Source organism: Actinomyces sp. (assembly GCF_030524025.1).
Taxonomy (GTDB): Bacteria; Actinomycetota; Actinomycetes; order Actinomycetales; family Actinomycetaceae; genus Actinomyces.
Window position 1 is genome coordinate 1 of sequence record NZ_JAUNHI010000013.1, and the last position, 23,194, is coordinate 23,194.

Here is a 23,194-nt window from a genome sequence, read left to right on the forward strand (position 1 = left end):
AGGGCTACAAGTTCTCCACCTACGCCACCTGGTGGATCCGCCAGGCCATCACCCGGGCTATGGCCGACCAGGCGCGCACCATCCGCATCCCGGTGCACATGGTCGAGGTCATCAACAAGCTGGCCCGCGTCCAGCGCCAGATGCTCCAGGACCTGGGCCGCGAGCCCACCCCCGAGGAGCTGGCCCTCGAGCTGGACATGACCCCGGAGAAGGTCATCGAGGTCCAGAAGTACGGTCGGGAGCCGATCTCCCTGCACACCCCCCTGGGCGAGGACGGCGACTCCGAGTTCGGTGACCTCATCGAGGACTCCGAGGCCGTCGTGCCCGCCGATGCCGTCAGCTTCACTCTGCTCCAGGAGCAGCTGCACGCCGTGCTCGACACGCTCTCGGAGCGTGAGGCGGGCGTGGTCTCGATGCGCTTCGGGCTGACCGACGGCCAGCCCAAGACTCTCGACGAGATCGGGAAGGTCTACGGCGTCACGCGAGAGCGCATCCGGCAGATCGAGTCCAAGACGATGAGCAAGTTGCGCCACCCCTCGCGCAGCCAGGTGCTGCGCGACTACCTCGACTGACTCCCTTGCTGGGGCTGGAGGCGGCGGGCGTGGTCAGCGGCCTGGCGTGCGTGTGGCTGGCCGTGCGCCAGAACGTGTGGACCTTCCCGGTCGGCCTGGTCAACAACCTGCTTCCTGGCGATGTACTGGGTGGCCGGCATCCACGCCAACGCCTTGCTCCAGCTCGTCTTCGCGGCCCTGGCGGTGCTGGGCTGGAGGTGGTGGCTGCGTGGGGACCGCGGCGGCGACCCGCGGCGCCTGCCCCTGGACCTCGACCTGTACCTGGACTGCGCGGGGTCGATGCCCGATCCCGCCCGCGTGCTGTCCCCGGTGGCCGTGGCCGGCACCATCCTGGCGCTGTCCGCCCTGCGCGCCGGGGGCCGCGTCCAGGCGACCACCTGGTCGGGGCACGACCAGATCGCCACGACCGACGGCTTCACCCGGGACGTCGAGGCCGTCATGGCCGACCTCGCCGCGGCCGCCGGCCACTGGCAGGCTCCCGGTGTCGACGGCGACGCGGTGCTGGCCGACGCGGTGCGCGACACCGGCCTGTCGCTGGCCTCCTTCGACGCCGCCCTGGCCGGGGCCCCGACCCGCTCCGGTGACAACCCCGAGCCCGACGGGCCTCCCCCTGAGCTGTACGTCCTGGCGTCCCGGATGCTGCGCCGGGTGCACGCCGAGCAGGCACCTGCACAGACCCTGCGCGACCGCGGGCCCGAGCCCGGCGCACAGATGCTCGCCCGCCGGATCCGGGAGGGCTCGCTGACCCAGCGCAGCACCGGCTCCGAGCCGCGCCCGGACTGCACCCCCGCGCCGCCGTCTGGTCGGTCCACCAGGAGGCCGACGGGCGCCTGGAGGTGCTGGCCGCCGACGGCCGGGGGAGCCTCGAACCGGCCCTGGCCCGGCGGATCCGAGACGGCCTGGGCACCCTGCTGGGCCGGCCGGTCGGTGTGCGTCCGCTGCCGGACTCCCACCGGGCCTCACGCCGCGTCACCTCGGCGCTGCCCGGGCACGACGGCCTGGAGTGAGCCCCCGGCACGCCCCTGCTCAGGCCGACCCCTCCCGGGCCAGGACGACCTTGACCGTCTTGAGCAGGATCTGCAGGTCCAGGGAGAAGGTCCAGTTCTCCACGTAGAACAGGTCGAAGCGCAGCGCCTCCTCCCAGGACAGGCGCGAGCGCCCGTTGACCTGCCACATCCCGGTCATCCCCGGCTTGACCAATAGCCTGCGCGCAGCCGTCTCGTCGTAGAGCTCGACCTCCTGGGGCACCTGCGGCCGGGGCCCGACCAGGCTCATCGACCCCTCCAGGACGTTGAACAGCTGGGGGAGCTCGTCGAGGGAAGTGCGCCGCAGCATGTTGCCGATGCCCGTGATCCGCGGGTCGCGGTCGACCTTGAACAACGGCGTGTCGGCGGTGCCCTGGCTCGCCAGGAGGGCGGCCAGCTCGCCGTCGGCGTTGACCCGCATCGTCCGGAACTTCCAGATCCGGAACTCCCGGCCGCTCAGTCCGATCCGGGTCTGGCGGAAGAACGCGGGCCCCCGGTCCTCCCTCCAGATGAGCAGCGGGATGATCAGCCACACCGGCAGGAGGACGACGATGAGCAGTGCCGCGATGAGGATGTCGCAGACCCGCTTGGCCCGGGCGCGAAGCAGGCCGAAGGAGCCGATCTGGATCTCCAGCAGGGAGATCCCGCCGATCGGCCGCAGGTGCAGGCGCTGGCCCGAGACGTCGAGCACCGAGGGAACCATGATGAGCTGGCTCGTGGGCCCCAGCGCCCAGCTGATTCGCCGGATGTCGGGCGGGGTCAGCCGAGGGGTCTGGGTGATGAGCACAGTGACGCCCTCGACTCCCTCGAGGGACTCCTCGAGGTCCTCGACGGCGCCGACCACCGGCACCGACAGGTCCGGCGCTTCGTCCCGCTCCGCCGGTGAGCCGGCGAGGAAGGCGCCACGGGGTGCCAGCCCGAGCTCGGGCCGCTGCTCGATCGTGGTGACCACCGAGGCCACCGACTCCGGGGAGCCCACGACGAAGGTCGGGTGGGTGAAGGTGCCCCGCCGTCGGGCCCGCACGAAGTAGCGGCGGGCGGCCCAGCGCCAGGCGAGCAGAGCGAGGAACCCCAGGGGCAGGGTCGTCAGGAAGTAGGCCCGCGGCAGCTGGATCCCACTGAGGTAGGACAGCAGGGCCAGCGCGCCGAACACGGTGACCGTGGCCTGGGTGGCGCGGAGGAACTCGTCGGGGCCGTATCCCAAGATGCGTTCGACATGGGACTTCATGGCGATGAGGAACAGCCACCAGCTCAGGACGATGAAGGCGCACAGCACTATGCTGCCCGTGGGGAGACCGAGCACCGAGCCGCTCATCGGCATCTCGGCGGCCTGGACGTTGAGCACATTGCACGTGAGCATAACCAGCGTGATGATGAGCAGGTCGCCGGCGTGAAGGAGACGTTGGAACCGCGCCATCGAGTGGGGTCCAGTGGTGTTCGAGGCGCCATAGGGGACGAGGCAGGCTTGAGACATGGTCTTTCCAGAGTCGAGCAGTTTGACGGCGGGTCGGGACAGGTGGCATAAGGGGACTGCTGTCGCGTCGACAGGCTTGGTCCGGGTCGAAGAAGGTCATGCGGGGAGTCTCGGGGAGGCAACGGGGAGAAGGACTCTGCCCTGCCTTTCTGCCGGCGGTGGCGGCACTGGGGGACGGGTGCTCAGGCGGCGGTAGGACGCCGTTTGAGCCGGCCCCGCCGGGCCGGGGCGACCCGGTTGACGACCGTGCCCAGGACCTGGCCGCCACCGCGCTCGACGGCGGCGGCGGCGCCCAGCAACTGGCCCCGGGTCGTCCGGCCGGCGCGGGCCACGAGCACGGTGTCGCGCCCACCGGCCAGCACGACCCCGTCGGTGACCTCCTCCAGGGGAGGGGAGTCGATGACGACGAGCCGGTCGGCCGACAGCTCGGACAGCAGGTCAGCCATACGGGTCGAGCCCAACAGCTCGGAGGGGTTGGCCACCTGGGACCCGGCGGGCAGGACCTCCAGGCCGGCGACGGCGGTGGGCGCCAGCGCCTGGTCGAGGCTCGCCCGGCCGGTCAGGAGCTCGACCAGTCCGGGACCCCCACCCAGTGCGAGCGCCTCCTGGAGGACCGGGGCGCGCAGGTCCCCCTCGACCAGGACGACACGGTGACCGGCCAGGGCCATGACCCGGGCCAGGCCGGTGGCCAGGGTCGTCCGTCCCTCGGCACGCCGGGCCGAGGCCACGACGAGGGTCCCGCGCCCTCCGCCGGCGTGGCTGGGGCGCAGCGCGGTGCGCAGCATGCGCAGGCGCTCCTCCGTCAGGCCGTCGGCGGGCGCCGCACCGCGGCCCCGGGCCAGGCCGGCCGACTCCGGGACGAGGGCCAGGACACCGGCACCTGCCCCCGAGGTGGCCTCGGCGCCCGAGCGGATCGTCTGGTCCAGGCTCCGGCGGGCGACCACCCACGTGTAGGCGACGACGAGACCGCCCAGGACACCGAGGGCGACCAGGCGCAGCGGGGCCGGCGAGCGGGTCACGCCCGAGGCCTCGGCCGAGGACATCGAGACGACCTCGACCGGCGAGTCCTGGCCCTCGAGGCGCTCGATCTCGGCCGCCGCCTGGCGGATGACCTCGTCGGCGACCAGCCGCGCCTGGTCCGGGGAGGCGGCGCCGGCCGACACGGTGATCGTCAGCGTGTCGGTCGTGTGCGCCGCCGACAATGAGCCGGCCAGCGCCGCCGGGCTCATCTCCAGCCCCAGGGCCTCCACGACCTGCCGGGCCACCGTGGGAGAGGTGAAGACCGGCACGAAGGCCTCCGCCTTCTGGTTGGCCATCTGGGAGGCCGCGTAGTAGGACTCCGCCTGGTCGGCTCCCTGGGAGGCGACGTCGACACGCACGTAGGAGGTCGCCGAAGCCGTGTAGGAGGCCGGGACAACGGCCACCGCAGCCACTCCCAGGAGCGCACCGGCCAGCGCGCCCAGCGCCAACGTCCCGAGCCGTCGACGGGCCGCCAAGAGCAGATCCGCAAGCGTCATATCCATCCCATCTCCCGCCGTTCACACCGAACGGCGCAGTTGATCACTTCATCGAGTTGATTGCTCGCAGCGAAGTCACGAGCGGTACGGCGTTGAGCGCCAGGACTGCGGCCGAGACCGCACAGAACACGAGGACCGCGACCGCCGGCACCGCCAGCCCCACCGCGGTCAGGGCCGACCGCAGTGCCCAGCCGGCCAGGCAGGCACCCGCCGCCGAGACTGCGTAGAGCGCCAGGCCCCGGGCCGGCAGCACCGCCGAGGCCCTGCCGCCCAGCTGCCGCAGGCTCAGGTGCACCAGCGCACCGGCCATGACGAGGTTGACCACTACCGAGGCCAGAGCCGGCCCCACGAAGCCCATGACCTCGTACAGCACCACGCACAGCACCGCATTGGCCGCCACGGCCACGAGCGACACCGCCATAAGCGTCCTGGTGCGGCCCGAGGCGCTCAGGATGAGTGAGAGGCCGGCGAAGCGGATCATCGCCGTCACGAGGCTGAGCCGGAACACCACCTCCCCCGGCAGGTAGCGCGCCCCGTAGAGCACCTGGATGAACTCGGGGGCCACCACGAGGCAGGCCAGGCAGAAGGTGACCGTGGTCAGGAAACCCACCGACAGGTAGCGCCCGAACAGCTCCAGGGCCCGGTCGCGGCGACCGGCACCGATGTAGCGGGTCATCACCGGGATGATGACCGTCAGGAACGAGGTGGCCACGACGTCGAAGGGCAGGATCGTCGTGCAGTTGGCGTAGACCGCGTACATTTGCGTCGACTCGTTCATCCCGATGACCAGGGCACCGACCTGCCTCATGAGCGAGGCCGTCATGACGTAGACGGCCATGGGCAGGCAGAAGGCGAACACCTCCTTGACCATGCCCCAGTGGAGCCGCACCCAGCTGATCGCGAAGGCCCCTCGACGGAAGGCGTCCCAGAACCACAGGACCGACAGGACGTCCAGGACGAGCAACATCCCCAGAAGCGTGGCGATGCTCGAGGTCAACAGGGCCGTGACCACCACGGCGGCCAGCTTGAGGGCCGAGAACACGAGGTTCCTCACCGCGATCGTCCTGGCCCGGCCGATCGACACGACCAGCACCTGCAGGACGGTCGTCATGTTGGTGAGCATTGGCCGCAGGGCGAGCAGGACGACCAGCGGCTCCAGGGCGCTATTGTCGAAGTAGGCGCCGATGGCACCGCGCAGCGCGAGGAGGACCAGCGCCGTGGCCAGGCCGGTGAGGACCTGCAGGACCAGGACGGTACGGACGTACTCCTGCGAGGAGCGCCTCCGGTCATCGCGGTTGAAGAAGTAGTTGACGGCGTCGGCCAGGCCCAGGACAGTCATGTCGGCGCACAGCGTGACCAGCAGCACCCCCTGGGCGTAGGTGCCGTAGGCGTGCAGCGACAGGCTGTGCGAGAGCACCATCGTCGAGACGATGCCCGTCGAGAGCGTGACGACCTTCACCCCCGCGAGCAGGAGGGAGTCGACCGAGGAGCCGGAGCCGGGCAGACGTGGGCTCACCGGAGCCTCTTGACCACGGTGGCGGGGTTGCCCGCCACGATCGAGTAGGCGGGGACGTCCTTGGTGACCACGGCGTGGGAGGCGACTACCGACCCCCGGCCGACCGTCACCCCCTTGAGCACGGTGGCGAACTCCCCGATCCACACGTTGTCCTCAATGACCACGGGCGCCGAGTCCGCCTCGGTCCACGACCACAGGGGGCCGCCGTGCTCACCGCGGGTCATGCGCTCGCGGGCCTCGGGAGAGGTCGGGTGGTTGTTGTTGTCGTAGATGCGCACATGGTTGGAGATGATGACGCCGGTGCCGATGACCAGGGAGTCGATCGCGCCGATCATCGTCGAGCCGGCCCCGCCGATCCAGCAGTCCGAGCCGATCTCCAGCCGGCCCGACCCCAGGGTGTAGAGCGAGCAGTCGAGGAAGACGTGGGAGCCGATGACCACCGAGGGGCTGGTGCTCGAGGTCGCCGAGCACCGGGCGAAGGGGCCCAGGACGAGGTCGGCTCCCGACACGAGGCTGCCCGCGGCGCGGGCGGCGCCGAACTGCCGTTCGGCGGTGCGTGTGCGGGCGGCGTTAACCAGCTGTGACAGGGAGAGCACGCCTCCCCCTCCTCTCATCGTCGGGGGGCAGGAGCTCTCCCGCCCTGGAGGCCAGGAAGGGGATGAGGAAGAACAGCCCCATGTTGTAGACGTAGATCTCGGACACGGCCATGACCGACATGGCCGCGTAGACCGACACGAGGGCCGCCCGGGCCCAGGGGGAGCAGGCCGAGGCGTCCGCACGCCGACCGGCGGCCATGAGCAGCGCCAGGAACAGGCCCAGGGCGAGCAGGCCGCCGTCGTGGATGATCTGGAGGTACTGGTTGTGCGCCTGCCACAGCAGCCCGGCGGCGCCGGGGACGAAGGCGCCGAAGCTGTCGTTGATGCCGTAGCCCAGCAGGGGGGAGCGCCCCAGGATCGGGAAGGCGGTGTCCCAGATGTCGGTGCGGCCGGTGAGGTTGACCGACTTGCCCAGCAGCACGTGGATGGCCGAGGCGAAGGCGGTCTGCACCCGCAGGACGACCACCAGGAGGCTGATGACCACGCCCAGGACGGTGACCCCGCGCATCGACAGCGGCCCGCCGGCCCGGGGCCGGGCGAGGACGACGACGTAGACGAGGGCCCCCACCACCAGCCCCACGTAGGCGGTGGCCACCTGCAGGGTCACGATCTGGAGGACCCCGGTGGAGATCGCCAGCACGGTGCGCCAGCCCCAGCGGCGCGCGGAGGTCGAGTCGTGCAGGAGCGAGACGAGCACCGCCGGGAAGATGCAGTCGGTCACGCGGGTGCGGATGCCCAGGAGGTAAGAGGGTTGGTCCCACAGCCCGTCGCCCAGGGGCGCCACCGCTCCCGTGCCGGTCATAATCATCGCGTAGTTGATGAGCAGGTAGGCCAGCAGCAGGTCGGCGATCACCCGCAGGAGCCGACGGCGCGCGGCTCGGTCGGCGTCGGCGTGCAGGTCGATGAGTATGACCACGCCGAGCTGGGACAGGGTCGTGTAGCCCCAGTTGAGCAGGTCGCCGCCGTTGTACACGGTGGGGCCCAGGAAGGACAGGCGGTAGAGCACGAACAGGACGAGCACCGTGGACAGGGGGGTCCGCCGCATGAGGTGGATGAGGCCCAGCCCGGCCAGGACACCGACCGTGGCCAGCTTGACCAGCGGGGCGAGGGCCGGGTCCTGACCGACCATGATCGGCTTCATGAGCACGAGGCACACGCCCATGAGCCCGAGGTAGCGCAGGGGGTAGCACCGGTCCAACGGTCCGCGCTCCACCGCCTGGGACGCGGCCGCCCGGTGGCGGGTAACGAGCGGGGCAGGACGGAGGAGCCCGACGGCGGTCTCAGCGGTAGAGCTCAACGTAGCCCTCCATCATCGCCCTGGCCGAGTAGGCCGCGGCCGCCCGCCGCGCGGCCGCACTCATCGAGGCGTAGAGCCCCGGGCTGTCGCACAGGGAGGTCACGGCCCGGCAGGCCGCCGCGGCCTCAGGCTCGACGAGGACACCGGTGCGCCCGTCATCGACCATCTCGGGCACGCCGCCCACCGCTGTGGCCACGACCGGCAGCCCGGAGGCCATCGCCTCGATGATGCTCATCGGCTGGCCCTCGTAGGTCGACAGCAGCACGAAGAGGTCGGCATCCCGGTAGAAGGGCGGCGTGTCCTGCTGCTGGCCGGCGAAGCGAACCGCCGAGCCGATCCCCAGCTGCCGGACACGCTCCTCGAGCCCGGCCCGCAGGGGGCCGTCGCCCACGAGGGTCAGGCTCACCTCCCGGCCGGAGGCGAGGAGCCCGGCGACGACCTCGAGGAGCAGGACGTGGTTCTTGGCCTCGGCCAGGCGGGCCACGCACAGCAGCCGCAGCGGGCGGTGGGTCGGCAGCCCGGTCGGCGTGCCAGAGGGCTCGGCGAAGGCGCTGAGGTCGATCCCGTTGCTGACCACCGGCACGGCCGCTCCCTCCAGGCGGTACTCCTGGCGGACCGAGGCGGCCACCTCGTTGCTGACGGCCACCGGCAGCACGCCGTGGTGGAAGGCGTGGCGGTTGACCCGCCTGAGGACCGCGACACCCGTCTCGCGCAGCGCCAGGTTGTGGACCGTGTGGACCATCCTGACCGGCCGCCTGTGGAGCCTGGCCGCAGGCAGGACGTAATGGAGGACGGGCAGGTGGGTGTGGATGACCGTGGGCTCGAAGCGTCCCATCTCCCGGAGCAGCCGCTGGACGACCCCCGGGTCGGGGCCCCGGCGCTTGCCCAGCGGGACGACGGTGATCCCGGCGCGCTCCATCAGCTCATGGACGGCGGTGCCACCGGCGTGCAGCGAGACGACCTCGACGGCGTGGCCGGCGCCGGCGAGCTCGCGGGCCAGGTGGAGGACCATCATCTCGGCGCCGCCGGTGACCAGGCCGTGGAGCACGAGCATGACCCGTTGAGATTCTGTTGTCCTTGCTGTTGCTCCTGCCATGGTCCTACCTGCCCTCCCCCGCCACCGTCCGCGCGATCTGGCCGAAGACGGCCTCGACCGAGTAGGCCGTCGAGCGGGTGTGGATCTCGCGCCGCATCGACTCGATCGTCTCGGGGGGCAGGGCGATGAACCGCAGGATCGTGTCCTTGAGCAGGCGGGGCTGGTCGAAGTCGTAACTGAGGCCGGTCGCGCCGTCCTCGAGCATCTCGGAGTAGTACCGCCAGCGGCTGGCCACCACGGGCAGGCTGGCGTGCATCGCGTCGATGATGGTGCCGGGGACTCCCTCCCCGATCCACTCGGTGGGGAACACGAGCGCGTAGTAGGGGCTGATGGTCCGCACGCTGTCCTCGGCCGAGACGCTGCCCCGGTAGCGCACGGACGGGGCGCGGTCCACCAGGGCGTGGAACTCCCGCTCATAGGAGTCGTCGACCGGCCCGAAGATGTCGAGGGTCACCACCGGCGTTTCCGCCGCCCGGTTGATCTCCTCGACGGCGCGCACGGCGTTGTCGATACCCTTGACCGCGGTGACGCGGCTGAACATGCACAGCCGGTGGGGGCGCCTCCTGTCGAAGCCCGGGTTGACATCGACCTCCCCCAGCGCCTTGAAGTTCGGCAGGTAGGAGGCGTTGCTCACCCCCAGGGCGTGCAGCCTCGATGCCAGGGTCCGGGACTCCACCCAGTTGATCCGGAAGGAGTTGAGATAGCCCGCCAGGCGGCCCGAGGGGTCGTTCGCGACGTCGTCGGCCAGCGTGCCGCCGATGAGGTTGTGGTAGATCCGCTTGTCGAAGACCTTGGCCATGACGGACAGGAGGGGGAAGAACACCCTCCGGCCGTTGTTCGACAGCAGCACGACGATGTCGTCGCAGCTGAGCAGGCACCTGACCAGCTCCCGGGAGACTCTGACCGCCTGCTGGCGGTACCTCAGAGTGTCGACGGGGCAGACGCGGGCGGCACCGAAGTGCTCGACCATGCAGCGGTACAGGGTTCTCGTCTTGACGGTCTGGCCGTCGACGAGGGTCTCCTGGGGATCGATCCTGCCGATGATCCCTATTCTCCGAGGTCTCATAGAAGAACTCCTTTGAACGCCTTCTGCTCCGGCAGGGACAGTCGCTGGGAGAATTCGTGGTCAAAGCTCGAGGGGAAGAAGTCCGCGAGGCCGTTGTTGTCGGTGAACGTGATCTCGCCGAAGTACACCCGGCCGTCGACCTCGTAGAAGTCGACGCGGGCCAGCGGGAATCCCCGTCCGAGCTCCTCGGCCAGGGCCACCATCGTCTCCAGCCCGGAGGGGCGAGGTATGCTGTCGGCCCATTCCGCGTTGTAGCCGTAGTCGAAAGGTGCCCTGCTCCAGTCCGGCAGATACGCCCCCAGGGTCTTGCGGACGAATCGGCCCTCGATGCCCAGCGCGAACTGGACCCGCCCGTCGAAGGTGAAGAACTTGTAGTCCCGCAGCCCTCCGCTGTCGTCGGCCATATAGGGGTGGCCGATGATCCGCGGCTCGCAGAAGTCGTAGTGCAGCTGGAAGCCCCCTGCCATCGAGGCCCGCCGGCCCAGCCAGGTGGCCAGCCTGCGGCGGGTCCGCTCGACGTCGAGGGTGCTTTTGTCCTTGACGATGACGTTCCAGCCCGAGCCGTGGGTCGCCTTGAGCACGAAGCTGTCGGGTAGCGCGTCGAAGTCGATGAGCTCGGGGGAGTCCCACACCCCGAGGAGCTCGGGGAGGTACTGGGGGCCGATGGTGTCGGCCACCCACTGCCGCACGAGGTACTTGTCGGCCAGCCGGCCCTTGAGGGGGGTGGAGTCGTAGAGCTTGAGCCACTGGATCTTCTCACCCATCGTGCGGGGGGAGTCCAGGTCGCAGTCGCGGCCCTTGGTCAGGCGGTACCACCGCTGGAGCTCGATCCGGTACTGCTCGGGGGACAGCTGGCAGTTCCAGTGGTAGACCGCTCGGCGCAGGGCGGTCTCGGCCCACTCGGGCAGGACGCACAGCGTGACGTCCTTGACGTTCAACGTGCTCACCGCACACCCCGTCGGCGTCGCATGGTGGCATTGAACAGCTGCCAGGACAGGAGGTAGGCGGCGTCGAGGGACGGGATGCGCTCGACGTTCCGGTACAGGTTCCATGTCCTCCTGACCGCCTTGATCTTGTTGCTCGACAGCGACCCCGCGGTCTTGCGGTACCGCGCCAGACACTCGTCCAGGCCGTGGAGGAGGTGCCCGGCCCTCATGACCTGCAGCCACGTCGCCGCGTCCTGCCCGCGTCGGAGGTCGGGCATGACGAGCAGGCGGCGGTCGACCACATCGGTGTCAATGAGCATGGTGTGGCTGCAGGTCACCGTGTTCTTGAGGAAGTCCCGGTAGCCCATCATTGCGGGGACCCGCACGTAGTTGCGGTGCGCGCCGTCGTCCTCGATGGTCTCGTAGGAGGTCAGGCACGCCCCAGCGCCGGTGTCGGACATGAAGGCGATCTGACGCTCCAGCTTCTCGGGCATCCACAGGTCGTCGGAGTCCAGGTAGGCGATGTACCGCCCCGTGGCATGGGCCAGGCCCCGGTTGCGGGCCAGGGCGGCGCCCCTGTTGGCCGGCTGGGTGAAGGTGCGGATCCTGGGGTCGGTCCTGGCCGCCGCCTCGGTGATCGTGCGCGTGCAGTCCCGGGAGGCGTCATCGACGACAAGGACCTCCAGGTCCGACATCGTCTGAGCCAAAACGCTGGACAGTGTCTCCGAAATATGTTGCTCGGCGTTGAAAGAGGCAATGATGACCGAGACGAGTGGCGGTGTTCCCGACGAGTGCTCGCGGGACGCACCAGTCAAAGGGGACGTCGTCATCTCGACGTCTCCAAAAATGATCGAGGACCGGGCAAGACGTATTTCTCCTTCAGGGAGCGTGAGGATAGAAGGTATTGGGGAGGGCGCCCAGTCGCTAAAACACGCGACGGGCGCTGGGGTCGATCAAGGGGGAACTTGGCGGGGTGGGACGAGGGATGTTCTCAGGGCGGGAGCCCATGCGTGACTGATAAGCAGGAAGGCTGAATCGGTGACGATGATAAGGGTACGCCTTTGGAAAGGTCCTGGGCGCGTCCTCATCGTGCCATCGGCCGACTTCCTGTGTCAACAGCGGAGCTGGTCTTCATCAGCAGTTCCTTGCGCGCCCTGTTCTAGTATGTCGCACAATTCAGACGTGTGACTGAATTGCATTCAAGCGTATTGCTAGACATTCTCGCAGCCCAGCGCGTCGCGCCTCGTGGGCAGAGGTGGCCGTCAGGGCCAGGAGGTCTTGGTCGAGAGTGCCCCGAGAACCCGGGGCGGGCCGGTGTGGGCGTCAGAGGTTGACAGTGCCACCGAGACTCCCGCGGCCGGTTGCGGTCGGCTCTCGCCCGTTGCGGCCGGCTCGGTGGCGACCGGGTCGCGGACCTGGATGATTGATTCCAAGGGGGTCGGAGGTGGTGGACGGTCGGCGAGCTTGCTGAGGCGGCCCGGGCCGTGTCACTCCGGGTTGCTGGGTCAAGTCTCGCGGGAGTGTCCTGTCGCACCACTCTTGACGTGCCGGCCCCTGTCGCCGGCACCGTCTCGTGGGCCGCCGTCTACCGACCACCCGCGAGGCCTTGGGCGTGGTCGCAGGCAGGCCCCGCTTGCGACCCGGGTCGAGGACCAGTTTGTAGGGCGTCGCGTTCGTACCTTGTGTGCCCAGCTCGCACGATCAACGTCCGGTCTGGGGGCGCAAGGTACGAACACGGCGAGGAGCGGCCCAGCGAAGGCATGGCCTGACGACGCAAGGTACGAACTCGGCGGCACGTGGGGGAGGGGTTGCTCAGGTGGTGCAGGTCTCCCTACTCATCAGTGCCCGTGACAATTCATGGCCGCATGTCCGGTCTCTGTGTATCAATGATCTACAGTGGGGCCATGACTTCAGCGACGTCAGCAACGACAGCGACCTCAACGCTTCGCCCCTACCTCAACTTCACCGCCGAGTCCCGCCAGGCCCTCGGCTTCTACCAGTCGATCTTCGGCGGGGAGCTGACGGTGCTCACCTTCGCCCAGGGCGGTGCCCTGCCCACCGAGCACCCGGCCGCCGACCTGTGCATGCACGCCGAGCTGCGGGCCGAGGTGGTGCACCTGCTGGCCTCCGACGCCCCGGAGGGCGTGGCCCCACAGGCCCTGGTTCGGGGCAACGACATGCACCTGTGCCTCCAGACCGACGACGTCGAGACGGGGCGGTCCTGGTTCGAGGCGCTCAGCGAGGGCGGACAGGCGCACATGCCCTTCGAGGCCCAGGCGTGGGGAGACGCCTTCGGCATGCTCACCGACCGCTTCGGTACCCGCTGGATGGTCTACGCCAGCCTCGGTGCCGGGGGTCAGGCGACGGGCGATGGGCCGACCGGTGCCGAGGCCGGCTCTCAGGGGAGCTGAGGCGCGCGGCCGGCGATGACGCGGGACGGCCCGCCGGCACCCTGGGGGTGCCGGCGGGCCGTCGTGTCAGCGGGTCTGCGCTGTGCCGCGTCGGGCCCGGGGCTCAAGCGCCCCGGGGCAGGCGTGAGGACTCGTCCTGGATGAACAGCGCCCGGCGCTCGAGCGCGGCCATGTTCTCCCGGCCGTGGTGGGCGCAGAACAGCAGCTCGCCTGCCGCCAGGACGACGCGCACGAAGGCCTGGGCGCCGCAGGCGTCACAGCGGTCGGCGGTGGTCAGTGGGCGCTCGGTGGTGGAGCCCGCAGCGGTGGTGGGCGTGCTGGCCGAGGCAGTCGGGGTCTCGGTGACACTCGTGCTCATCCTGCTCATGGCCGCATTCCATCACGCGCTGCACGGCGCCTGTCGCCCGCTCAAGCCGGTTCCGCCCCCGGCGCAGCGCATGCGCCCACGGCGAACGCCCCCGTCTGAGCCGGTCAGTCGGCCGGAACCACGGCGTCGCCCCGGCGGGGTAGTCGGTCCACCGTGCGCCGATCGGCTAGATTTCGGCCGTGCCCCAGACCTCGAGCTCCTACTCCGCCCGCCACCTCTCCGTGCTGGAGGGGCTCGAGGCGGTGCGCAAGCGCCCCGGCATGTACATCGGCTCCACCGACCAGCGCGGCCTCATGCACTGCGTGTGGGAGATCATCGACAACGGCGTCGACGAGGCCCTCGAGGGCTACGGCGACCTCATCTCGGTCATCATCCACGCCGACGGCTCGGTCGAGGTGCGCGACACCGGCCGCGGTGTCCCCGTCGACGTCGAGCCGGGCTCGGGCCTGACCGGTGTGGAGCTGGTGTACACCAAACTCCACGCGGGAGGTAAGTTCGGCGGCGGCTCCTACGGCGCCGCCGGGGGCCTCCACGGGGTGGGGGCCAGCGTCGTCAACGCCCTGAGCGCCCGGATGGACGTCGAGGTCGACCGCGGCGGCAAGACCTACGCGATGAGCTTCCGCCGCGGCGTGCCCGGCGTCTTCGCCGACCCGCCGAGCGGGCCGAGCCTGGCCTCCCCGTTCACCGAGTACGTCGAGGCCTCCGAGCTGCGGGTGGTCGGCAAGGTCAAGCGCTCGGTGACAGGCACACGCGTGCGCTACTGGGCCGACCCCCAGATCTTCCCCGAGCCGGCCCAGTACGACGCCGGGGCGCTGAGGGCCCGCCTGCGCCAGACGAGCTTCCTCGTGCCCGGGCTGACCCTGACCCTGACCGACGAGCGTCCAGAGCAGGAGGCGGCCCGGAGCGAACGGGCGCCGTCCCAGGCCGCCCGTCGCGCGCCCGAGCAGGACCCGGCCCTGCGGGCGGCAACGGCCGGGGTGCCGCCCGGGGAGGACCTGTTCGACGCCGGTGCCCCGCAGGCCTCCGCCGGCACCGAGCTGTTCCGGGCCCGCGGCGGCACCGTCGACTTCGTCGACTTCCTCGCCTCGGACGGCTCGGTCACCGACACCTTCCGCCTGACTGGGGAGGGCACCTACGTCGAGACCGTCCAGCAGCTCGACGGCGCCGGGCACCTGCGGCCGGTCGAGGTCACGCGCACCTGCTCGGTCGACGTCGCCCTGCGCTGGGGCATCGGCTACGACACCATCGAGCGCTCCTTCGTCAACATCATCGCCACCCCCATGGGAGGGACCCACCTGGCCGGCTTCGAGCAGGCCGTCACCAAGGTGCTGCGCAAGCAGATCGAGTCCAACGCCCGCGCCCTCAAGGTCACGAGCAAGGACGGCCGCATCGAGAAGGACGACATCCTGGCGGGCCTGACGGCCGTGGTCACCGTACGGGTGCCCGAGCCGCAGTTCGAGGGCCAGACCAAGGAGGTGCTGGGCACCGCCCCGGTCCGGGCGATCGTCTCCCGAGTGGTCGACACCGAGCTGACCGCGCTGCTGACCTCCTCCAAGAGGGACCTGCGGACCCAGTCCCGTGCGCTGCAGGAGAAGATCGTCGGGGAGATGCGTGCCCGGGTCAGCGCCCGGATGCACAAGGAGATCACCCGGCGCAAAACCGCCTTGGAGACCTCGACCCTGCCGGCCAAGCTCGCCGACTGCCGCTCCGACGACGTGTCCTCCTCCGAGCTGTTCATCGTCGAGGGGGACTCGGCGCTGGGCACCGCCAAGAACGCCCGCAACTCCGAGTTCCAGGCGCTGCTGCCCATCCGCGGCAAGATCCTCAACGTCCAGAAGGCCTCACAGGCCGACATGCTGCGCAACGCCGAGTGCTCGGCGATCATCCAGGTCGTCGGGGCGGGCTCCGGGCGCACCTTCGACCTCGACCAGGCGCGCTACGGCAAGGTCATTCTCATGACCGACGCCGATGTCGACGGGGCCCATATCCGCACCCTTCTGCTAACCCTGTTCTTCCGCTACATGCGGCCGATGATCGAGGCGGGGCGGGTCTACGCGGCCGTGCCCCCGCTGCACCGCATCGAGGTGGCCGGGCGGGGGCGGCGCGCCAAGGAGGTCATCTACACCTACTCCGACGACGAGCTCGTCCGGACCCTGCGCCGTCTGGAGAAGCAGGGGCGCGGCTTCAAGGAGCCGCAGCGCTACAAGGGGCTGGGGGAGATGGACGCCCACCAGCTGGCCGAGACGACCATGGAGCCCGGACACCGCACCCTGCGGCGCATCACGCTGGCGGACGAGGCCGCCCTGCTCGAGGCCGAGCACGTCTTCGAGCTGCTCATGGGCTCCTCGGTCGAGCCGAGACGGGACTTCATCATCGACGGGGCGGCCCAGGTCGACCGCGAGCGCATCGACGCCTGAGGCGAGGCGCCCCCGCGTCCGGTAGCCTGCCCTGGATCCCAGCCCGCCCCGGGGCGCCCCCGCGCGGGGCCCTTGTCGAAGGAGACGCGCCTATGAACGACGTCTACGGCCTGCCGCGCCGCAGCGGCCGGTCGGGACCCTGGTCGGTGTTCCGGCCCGGTCCGCGTTCCGCCCTGCCCCGGGAGCTGACCTGGGCGCCCCTGGGGCCCTTCGACAACCGCGAGCTCGCCGAGCTCGTGGCCCGCGCCGAGGTCGTGGACGACCCCCCGTACCGCACGACGGCCGAGGAGACCGCGGAGTACTTCGTCGACCCGACCTACTCGGGGGTGGCCGGACGCGACGAGGACGGCGTCATGCGGGCGTTCGGCCTCGTGCGGCTGCGCCCCGCCGAGCAGATCTTCGCCTCGATGACCGGGGTGGTCGACCCGGAGTTCCGCAAGCGGGGCATCGGCGGCGCCCTCCTGCACTGGCAGACCGAGCGGGCCCGCCACCTCATCGGCGCCGAGCGGGCCGGAGCGGCACCGGGGTCCTCCTCGGCCACCGCCCAGGCACACGTGGTCACCACGGTCCTGGAGGACGACGAGCGGATGATGACCCATCTCGGCGAGCTGGGATTCGAGCCGCGGCGCTGGTACCGGGAGGTGCGTCGCCCCCTGTCCGAGCCGATCCCCCGGATCAGCCTCGACGGCTTCCTCAGCATTGAGCCGTGGAGCCAGGAGCGCGACGACGCCGTGCGCCGCGTCCGCAACCAGGCCTTCGGCCAGGGCGTGGGCGCCGGGGCCGTCAGCGCCGAGGAGTGGAGCGCGGGCCGGGCGTTCTTCGCGCCCCAGTGGAGCTTCATCGCCCTGGACCGCTCCGGGGACCGCGCCCGCGTCGCGGGCTACCTCCTGTCGGGCCGCTACGAGCAGGACTGGGACGCCCTGGGCTGGCGGGAGGGCTACACCGACATGCTCGGCGTCCTGGCCGAGTACCGGTCCCGGGAGGTCGCCCCGGCGCTGCTGACGGCCGCCATGCGGGCCTATCGGCGCGACGGCATGGACTACGCCGCGGCGGGGGTCGACTCCGACAACCCGACCGGTGCGGTCGACCTCTACCGCGCCCTGGGCTACACGCCGACCCGCGGGACCATCCTCTACGCCCTGGACGTCTGAGGCGCGCCGCACCGGGCGCCGGGTCCTCAGCCGATGCCCGCCACCGGGGCGGACAGGGGGGAACCGGAGGCGTCCCGGCGCTCATCGCTCTGGGGCAGTGTGACGGCTTGGCCCCCGCGGTCGACCGCGCGGGCCGGCCCCACACCGACCCAGGCCAGGACCAGCTGGTCCTCGCCCCGCAGGAAGCGCTGGGCGCGCACGCCCCCCGTGGCGCGCCCCTTGGCGGGGTAGCGGTCCAGGGGCGTGACCTTGACGCTGCCCGAGTCCATCCCCGGCAGCGCGCCGGCAGCGTCGGCGATGGTAACGACCACCGCCTCGGAGAGCAGTTCGGCGGGCACGGCGGCACCGGCGATGACACGTGCGCCCTCACGCAGCGAGATGCCCGCCATCCCCCCGGCCGCACGGCCCTGGGGACGGACCCGCGAGGCCTCGAAGCGCAGGAGCTGGGCGTCGGAGGCGACCATGACGAGCACGTCAGTGTCGATGGCCGTCCCGGCGAACACGACGCGGTCGCCCTCGGCCAGCGAGATGACGTCCCAGGCCTCACCGTTCTTCGGCTCGTCACCGGGCTTGACCCGCTTGACGACCCCGGAGGCCGTTATGAGCACCACCGGGGTGTCCGTGGCCAGGGGGACAAGTCCGACAACCGTCTCCCCGGGCTCGAGATCGACCAGGAGCCGTGCGGGCTGCCCGCCGGCCAGCGACGGGGCCCCCTCCGGGCGCGGGATCTCCGGGGTGGCGACCACCTCGAGGCGCAGCAGCCTGCCGGCGTCGGTCACCGCACCGACCTGGCCGCGCGCCGTCGCCGCCACCTGGCTGACGAGGGCGTCGTGGCGCAGGCGCGAGCCGGTGCGCGCCACGGGCTCCGCTCCGCCGGTGCGGGCCACCAGGCCCGTGGTCGACAGCAGCACCCGGCACGGGTCGTCCGGGACGGTCAGGGGCACCTCGGACGCGCCGGTCAGCAGGGGGGTCTGCCGGCCGTCGGTCCCCACGGGCACGGCGGCCCCGGGCGCCTCGAGCAGGACGGTGCGCCGGGGGGTGCCGAACTCCTCGGCCACCGCCGCCATCTCCCGGGAGACCACGGCACGCAGGAGGCGCTCGTCCGCCAGGATCGCCTCGAGCTCCTCGATGGCCCGCGCCAGCTCGTCGCGCTCCTTCTCCAGCTCGATGACCGAGAAGCGGGTCAGGCGCCGCAGCTGGAGCTCGAGGATGTAGGAGGCCTGCGGCTCGGTGAGGTCGAAGACCTGCATGAGCCGGGTGCGTGCCGCCGCGGCGTCGTCGGAGGAGCGCACGACCTGGATGACCTCGTCGATGTCGAGGATCGCGATGAGCAGGCCCTCGACCAGGTGCCGGCGCTCCAGGTGCCGCTCAAGGCGGTAACGGGTGCGGCGCTCGACCACGGTCAGGCGGTGGCGCACGAAGACCTCGAGCAGCTCGCGCAGCCCCAGGGTGCGCGGCTGGCCGTCGACGAGGCACACGTTGTTGATCCCGAAGGAGTCCTCCAGCGGCGTGTGCTTGTAGAGCTGGGCCAGGACCGCCTCGGGGTTGTAGCCGTTCTTGACGCCGATGACCAGGCGGGTCCCGTGCCGGCGGTCCGTGAGGTCGGCGACGTCGGTGACGCCCTGGAGCTTCTTGGCCGACACCGCCTCCTTGATGCGGGCGATCACCTTCTCGGGCCCGACGAGGTAGGGCAGCTCGGTGACGACGATGCCCTTCTTGCGCGGGGTGATGTTCTCCACCCGCGCGGTGGCCCGGGTCAGGAACTTGCCCCGACCGGTGCGGTATGCCTCACGGATCCCCTCCAGTCCCACGATCATCCCGCCGGCGGGCAGGTCGGGGCCGGGCACGAAGGCCATGAGGTCGGCCAGCGTGGCCTCCGGGTGGTCGATGAGATGGCGCGCCGCCCCGACGACCTCGACGAGGTTGTGGGGCGGCATGTTCGTGGCCATGCCCACCGCGATCCCCGAGGCGCCGTTGACCAGGAGGTTGGGCAGGGCCGCCGGAAGCACGTCGGGCTCGGTGAGCGTGTAGTCGTAGGTGGGGGAGAAGTCGACCGTCTCCTCGTCGATGTCGGCCGTCAGCGCCAGGGCCGGCGGGGCCAGGCGGGCCTCGGTGTAACGAGGCGCGGCCGGGCCGTCGTCCAGGGAGCCGAAGTTGCCGTGCCCGTCGATGAGCGGCAGCCGCATCGTGAAGGGCTGGGCCAGGCGCACCAGCGCCTCGTAGATGGCGACGTCCCCATGGGGATGGAGACGGCCCATGACATCGCCCACAACCCGCGAGGACTTGACGTGGGGCCGGTCGGGCCGCAGACCCATGCGGTCCATCTGGAACAGGATGCGCCGCTGGACGGGCTTGAGGCCGTCGCGTGCGTCGGGCAGGGCACGGGCGTAGATGACGGAGTAGGCGTACTCCAGGAAGGAGGAGCGCATCTCCGTGGGCAGGTCCAGGTCGACGATGTGGTCATCGACGGGGGGAGGCGTCTGCGTGGCGGACTTCGGCATGGGGGCATTGTCACCACAGGCGGGCAGGTTCGACGAGGCGACACCCGGTCGGCCCCGGCCCCGGCCCCGTTGCGGGCGGGACGGTGTCACAGGCCGGTGGCACAATGAGGCCCATGACTCCGACGGACCCGATCGACCGCGGCTCCACGGGCACCTTCGTCGACGCTGTGGCCCGAGCCGGCTACTACCCAGAGCTCGTCCTGGGGACCCTCGACGTGGCGCTGGCCGGGGAGGAGGTCCTGGTCGACCTCGTCCAGGCCGAGACGACCTTCGACGACGCCGTGCACCGCCACCTCACCGTCATGGCGCTGACCGCCACCCGCCTCATCATCGTCCATGTCGACGACCTGCCCCGCGAGGACGGGCGCCCCGGTGCGGTGGCCACGAGCGAGGCGGTGCCGGTGTCCCGGATCGCCTCGGTGGCGCTGACCCGCGGGGTGGTCGAGCCCGCTGCCGCGGGCGGCCGCCTGGCCGAGATGACGATCGCCGTGTCCTGGGGGTCGGTGCGCCGCCTGGACCTCGAGCCGACGGCCTGCGCCGACCCGACCTGCCAGGCCGACCACGGCCTGAGCGGGGTGTCGATGCCCGACGACGTCGTCGTGCGGGTGTCGGCCGGGGTGGAGGGCGATGAGGCCCTGGCCCGTGCCGAGGCCTTCGCCCGGGCCCTGTCCGCGGCGACCGCGCGCCCATGAGCACCGGCACCGACACGTTTCTCCCAGGGTCCCCGGGGATCACAGGGCTCCCCGAGCTCCGGCAGGTCCTGGGGGCCGCCGCTGTCGGCGCCGGTCTGTCGCTGGCCGAGGGGCCCGCCGGGGCCCTGACCGACGCCCAGGCCAGGCTGACGGCCCGGGCCTGGGGCCTGGAGGACCCGCCCACCGGCGCGGGAACCGTCGTCGTGCTCGTCGACGGCCTGGGGCTCGATCAGCTGCGGGAGCGTCGGGGCCACGCCCCCCGGCTGCGCAGCTGGTTGTCGCAGGCCGAGGCGGCCGGCGCCCCCGGGCCGGCGGCCGTGACCTGCTGCCCGTCGACAACAGCGGCGGCGCTGACCACTCTGGGCACCGGTGCCGGGCCGGGGCTGACCGGCATGGTCGGATACAGCATCCTCAACCCGCTGCTGGGCCGCGACCTGCCGCCCGGAACGGTGCCCTCCGGTGAGCGCAACCTGTGCCTCATCACCTGGGAGGGGCAGTCCCCCGACCCGCGCGCCTGGCAGGACGTGCCCACGATCTTCGAACGGATCGACGGGGCCCGCGGGCCCCGCCCAGCGGTGGTGTCCATCGGCCCGGCCCGCTTCGCCGGCTCGGGGCTGACCGAGGCGGGCCTGCGCGGTGCGACTCACCTGGGAATCGACCGGCTCGAGGACCGGCCGGCCGCCGCGGCCCAGGCCCTGGGCCGCGGCACGCCGCTGGTCTACCTCTACGTCGGCGAGCTCGACCACACCGGGCACGCCCAGGGCTGGCGCTCGGCGCCCTGGCTCGTCCAGCTCGAACGGCTCGATGCCGCCATGACCGATCTCCTCCGCCGGGTCCCGCGCGGCACCCGGGTGGTGCTCACCGCCGACCACGGCATGGTCGACACCGATGAGTCCCGGCGCATCGACCTCACCGCCCACCCGGCGCTCCTGCGCGACGTCGTCGCCGTGGCCGGCGAGCCCCGGTTCACCCAGCTCCATGTGCCCGGCTCGGACCCGGACACCGCCCGCGAGGTCGCCCACCGGTGGCGCGAGGAGCTGGGGGAGCGCGCCCTGTGGATCGGCACCCGGGACCAGGCACCCGAGCTTGTCGGGCCGCTGGGTCCGCGCGCCCGCGCCGTCCTGGGAGACGTGCTCGTGGCCATGGCCGGACGGTGGGTCGTCCTCGACCCGCGGGTGCACTCGCCAGGAGCCATCGCCATGCCCGGCGTGCACGGCTCGGCGACCAGGGCCGAGATGACAGTCCCCCTGCTCCTGGCCGAGGCCTGACCCCCCCGCGCCACTCGCCCAGACGGCACTGACCGCGCTGAGCTGCGGACGCGCGGCCCGCTACTCGGGCTTGGCCCCGAAGACGATCTCATCCCAGGAGGGCACCGAGCGCCGCGACTGGCGCCGGCTCCTGCGGGCCGGGGCGTCGGGCATCTGCGGCAGGGCCTCCTGGGTGGGGACCTCGGGCACCTCCTCGGTGCGCGCGTCGGGCTCGGAGGGCGGACGCTCCTGACCGGGGGAGTGCGGCAGCCTGGTGCCGGCCGGGTGGTTGGCCGACAGCGCACGCCTCCGGTCGGTCATCGACACGACCTCGGCGCTCCCCGGCTCCGGGGCGCCTGGTTCCGCAGGGGCCTGCCCGTCCTCGGAGGGCTCGGGCGGATCCACCTCGAGCCGGCGGCCGCGGTTGGAGGCGAGGTCAGCCAGCAGCGCGTCGGTCGGGTCCTCGGCGGCGCCCACCAGCCCCCCGCTCGGCCCCGGGCCCCCGGCACCTGTCTGCGGGACCGGCTCCTCGCCGACGCGGGCGGAGCCGGGCGACGATCCGGAGACGGCTCCTGAGGCCGTGGAGTCCTGGTCGAAGACCGCCGGGCGCCGCGAGGCGGCCGCCTCGGTCAGCCACCTCGCCTCGTCGTCGAGGGCCGTGACTGACTTCGCGGTCAGGTCGAGCTCCCAACGGGCGTGCTTGACCTGCGCCCCCTGGATGAAGGCCAACGTCACCTGCCAGGGGCTGCGCCCCTCGCGCAGGGCGTCCCACTCCAGGCTCGAAGGCTCCACGCCCCGCGTGGCCAGCCGGTCGACGACTAGCTCGCCCAGGACCGGCGAGTCGGACTCCCAGCCGATCCGGCACGCCTGGGCCTGGCCCACCGCCCAGCTCCGCTCGGCCAGCACTGGGCCCTCGAAACGCCGCACATGGTCGACGCGCAGGCCGGTCGTGGCGGCGACCTCCTCGGCGCTGGCCCCCGCCCGCATGAGCGCCTGGAGGTCGCGGGGCCGGACCGTCGAGCCCGGGGCGGGGACCTCGGGGGCGTGCACAAGGGCCGAGGGGCGCGCCCGCCGCACGGCGGCCCGCAGGGCATCGTCCACGATGATGCTGTAACGCTCCCCCTGGGCGTCGGTCATGACGACCACGTCGCCGTTGGCTCCCAGCAGCTCGAGCTCGATCATGGGCGTGGGCCTCCTAACAGTCCTTCGGACATGCCTCAGCGTGCCACCTTCCAGGCCCTGCGGCGGGGAGGCCGGTCGGTGTGCCATGCGGGTGTGAGGCTGTTCGCGGGGCCGGATGCGCCGCCCGCAACCGTGCTGACC

20 protein-coding genes are annotated in these 23,194 nt (G+C 71.6%); 8 read left to right on the top strand and 12 right to left on the bottom strand.

Annotated features, from left to right (window positions below):
• From Q4C85_RS06560 to Q4C85_RS11775, 3 genes are all read left to right on the top strand, one after another.
• Window positions 1-572: RNA polymerase sigma factor (locus Q4C85_RS06560; protein ID WP_303140737.1), on the top strand; the 572-nt coding region annotated here is incomplete at its 5' end.
• A 5-nt stretch (window positions 573-577) separates the two neighbouring features.
• Window positions 578-1,156, top strand: a complete 579-nt coding sequence (locus Q4C85_RS11770) for a nicotinamide mononucleotide transporter (RefSeq protein ID WP_368501423.1) — start codon at window positions 578-580, stop codon at window positions 1,154-1,156.
• 252 nt (window positions 1,157-1,408) lie between these two features.
• A complete protein-coding gene (locus Q4C85_RS11775; protein WP_368501424.1) occupies window positions 1,409-1,579 on the top strand; it encodes a hypothetical protein in 171 nt (56 codons plus the stop codon).
• 19 nt (window positions 1,580-1,598) lie between these two features.
• On the opposite strand, the gene Q4C85_RS06565 is transcribed toward Q4C85_RS11775, so the two are convergent.
• From Q4C85_RS06565 to Q4C85_RS06605, 9 genes are all read right to left on the bottom strand, one after another.
• Entirely contained in the window at window positions 1,599-3,071 is a 1,473-nt protein-coding gene (locus Q4C85_RS06565; protein WP_303140738.1) for a sugar transferase, read from the bottom strand.
• 182 nt (window positions 3,072-3,253) lie between these two features.
• Entirely contained in the window at window positions 3,254-4,588 is a 1,335-nt protein-coding gene (locus Q4C85_RS06570; protein WP_303140740.1) for a polysaccharide biosynthesis tyrosine autokinase, read from the bottom strand.
• Between the two features lie 43 nt (window positions 4,589-4,631).
• A complete protein-coding gene (locus Q4C85_RS06575) occupies window positions 4,632-6,104 on the bottom strand; it encodes a lipopolysaccharide biosynthesis protein (protein ID WP_303140742.1) in 1,473 nt (490 codons plus the stop codon).
• On the bottom strand, window positions 6,101-6,700 hold the full coding sequence (locus tag Q4C85_RS06580) for a DapH/DapD/GlmU-related protein (protein ID WP_303140744.1): 600 nt from the start codon (window positions 6,698-6,700) through the stop codon (window positions 6,101-6,103). The genes Q4C85_RS06575 and Q4C85_RS06580 overlap by 4 nt, the downstream gene beginning before the upstream one ends.
• Entirely contained in the window at window positions 6,675-7,997 is a 1,323-nt protein-coding gene (locus Q4C85_RS06585) for an O-antigen ligase family protein (RefSeq protein WP_303140746.1), read from the bottom strand. Before Q4C85_RS06585 ends, Q4C85_RS06580 begins: the two co-directional genes overlap by 26 nt.
• Window positions 7,981-9,051, bottom strand: a complete 1,071-nt coding sequence (locus Q4C85_RS06590) for a glycosyltransferase (RefSeq protein ID WP_303140748.1) — start codon at window positions 9,049-9,051, stop codon at window positions 7,981-7,983. The genes Q4C85_RS06585 and Q4C85_RS06590 overlap by 17 nt, the downstream gene beginning before the upstream one ends.
• 46 nt (window positions 9,052-9,097) lie before the next feature.
• Entirely contained in the window at window positions 9,098-10,159 is a 1,062-nt protein-coding gene (locus Q4C85_RS06595; RefSeq protein WP_303140750.1) for a glycosyltransferase family 4 protein, read from the bottom strand.
• Window positions 10,156-11,106 carry an ATP-grasp fold amidoligase family protein gene (locus Q4C85_RS06600; RefSeq protein WP_303140751.1) on the bottom strand — a complete coding sequence of 317 codons (951 nt, stop codon included), beginning with the start codon at window positions 11,104-11,106 and terminating at the stop codon, window positions 10,156-10,158. The genes Q4C85_RS06595 and Q4C85_RS06600 overlap by 4 nt, the downstream gene beginning before the upstream one ends.
• Entirely contained in the window at window positions 11,103-11,915 is an 813-nt protein-coding gene (locus Q4C85_RS06605) for a glycosyltransferase family 2 protein (RefSeq protein WP_303140752.1), read from the bottom strand. Before Q4C85_RS06605 ends, Q4C85_RS06600 begins: the two co-directional genes overlap by 4 nt.
• A 1,074-nt stretch (window positions 11,916-12,989) precedes the next feature.
• Here Q4C85_RS06605 and Q4C85_RS06610 point away from each other — a divergent pair.
• The gene (locus tag Q4C85_RS06610) at window positions 12,990-13,496 is read left to right on the top strand and encodes a VOC family protein (RefSeq protein ID WP_303140753.1); all 507 of its coding nucleotides are present in this window, start codon (window positions 12,990-12,992) and stop codon (window positions 13,494-13,496) included.
• A gap of 103 nt (window positions 13,497-13,599) precedes the next feature.
• Here the strand turns inward: Q4C85_RS06610 and Q4C85_RS06615 are convergent, their stop codons facing one another.
• Window positions 13,600-13,854 carry a hypothetical protein gene (locus tag Q4C85_RS06615; protein WP_368501425.1) on the bottom strand — a complete coding sequence of 85 codons (255 nt, stop codon included), beginning with the start codon at window positions 13,852-13,854 and terminating at the stop codon, window positions 13,600-13,602.
• A gap of 188 nt (window positions 13,855-14,042) precedes the next feature.
• Here Q4C85_RS06615 and Q4C85_RS06620 point away from each other — a divergent pair, with 188 nt between their 5' ends.
• Window positions 14,043-16,280, top strand: coding sequence for a type IIA DNA topoisomerase subunit B (locus Q4C85_RS06620; RefSeq protein ID WP_303140755.1), 2,238 nt, complete (start codon window positions 14,043-14,045; stop codon window positions 16,278-16,280).
• A 92-nt stretch (window positions 16,281-16,372) separates the two neighbouring features.
• Window positions 16,373-17,431: an N-acetyltransferase gene (locus Q4C85_RS06625; RefSeq protein ID WP_303140756.1), complete on the top strand. Its 1,059-nt coding sequence runs from the start codon at window positions 16,373-16,375 to the stop codon at window positions 17,429-17,431.
• 26 nt (window positions 17,432-17,457) lie between these two features.
• Here the strand turns inward: Q4C85_RS06625 and Q4C85_RS06630 are convergent, their stop codons facing one another.
• Window positions 17,458-19,932: a DNA topoisomerase (ATP-hydrolyzing) subunit A gene (locus Q4C85_RS06630; RefSeq protein WP_303140757.1), complete on the bottom strand. Its 2,475-nt coding sequence runs from the start codon at window positions 19,930-19,932 to the stop codon at window positions 17,458-17,460.
• A gap of 113 nt (window positions 19,933-20,045) precedes the next feature.
• On the opposite strand from Q4C85_RS06630, the gene Q4C85_RS06635 reads away from it, so the two are divergent.
• Window positions 20,046-20,624, top strand: a complete 579-nt coding sequence (locus tag Q4C85_RS06635) for a DUF5998 family protein (RefSeq protein WP_303140758.1) — start codon at window positions 20,046-20,048, stop codon at window positions 20,622-20,624.
• Window positions 20,621-21,892: an alkaline phosphatase family protein gene (locus Q4C85_RS06640; RefSeq protein ID WP_303140760.1), complete on the top strand. Its 1,272-nt coding sequence runs from the start codon at window positions 20,621-20,623 to the stop codon at window positions 21,890-21,892. Before Q4C85_RS06635 ends, Q4C85_RS06640 begins: the two co-directional genes overlap by 4 nt.
• Before the next feature lie 60 nt (window positions 21,893-21,952).
• Here Q4C85_RS06640 and sepH read toward each other — a convergent pair whose 3' ends face one another.
• Window positions 21,953-23,053, bottom strand: a complete 1,101-nt coding sequence (gene sepH / locus Q4C85_RS06645) for a septation protein SepH (protein ID WP_303140762.1) — start codon at window positions 23,051-23,053, stop codon at window positions 21,953-21,955.
• Window positions 23,054-23,194: the final 141 nt, after the last annotated feature.

Coding starts and splice junctions, on each gene's coding strand:
- Q4C85_RS06630 (WP_303140757.1), bottom strand. CDS start 19,932: ATGCCGAAGTCCGCCACGCAGACGCCTCCCCCCGTCGATGACCACATC.
- Q4C85_RS06590 (WP_303140748.1), bottom strand. CDS start 9,051: ATGCTCGTGCTCCACGGCCTGGTCACCGGCGGCGCCGAGATGATGGTC.
- Q4C85_RS06595 (WP_303140750.1), bottom strand. CDS start 10,159: ATGAGACCTCGGAGAATAGGGATCATCGGCAGGATCGATCCCCAGGAG.
- Q4C85_RS06570 (WP_303140740.1), bottom strand. CDS start 4,588: ATGACGCTTGCGGATCTGCTCTTGGCGGCCCGTCGACGGCTCGGGACG.
- Q4C85_RS06565 (WP_303140738.1), bottom strand. CDS start 3,071: ATGTCTCAAGCCTGCCTCGTCCCCTATGGCGCCTCGAACACCACTGGA.
- Q4C85_RS06625 (WP_303140756.1), top strand. CDS start 16,373: ATGAACGACGTCTACGGCCTGCCGCGCCGCAGCGGCCGGTCGGGACCC.
- Q4C85_RS06640 (WP_303140760.1), top strand. CDS start 20,621: ATGAGCACCGGCACCGACACGTTTCTCCCAGGGTCCCCGGGGATCACA.
- Q4C85_RS06605 (WP_303140752.1), bottom strand. CDS start 11,915: ATGACGACGTCCCCTTTGACTGGTGCGTCCCGCGAGCACTCGTCGGGA.
- Q4C85_RS06610 (WP_303140753.1), top strand. CDS start 12,990: ATGACTTCAGCGACGTCAGCAACGACAGCGACCTCAACGCTTCGCCCC.
- Q4C85_RS06615 (WP_368501425.1), bottom strand. CDS start 13,854: ATGAGCACGAGTGTCACCGAGACCCCGACTGCCTCGGCCAGCACGCCC.
- Q4C85_RS06635 (WP_303140758.1), top strand. CDS start 20,046: ATGACTCCGACGGACCCGATCGACCGCGGCTCCACGGGCACCTTCGTC.
- sepH (WP_303140762.1), bottom strand. CDS start 23,053: ATGATCGAGCTCGAGCTGCTGGGAGCCAACGGCGACGTGGTCGTCATG.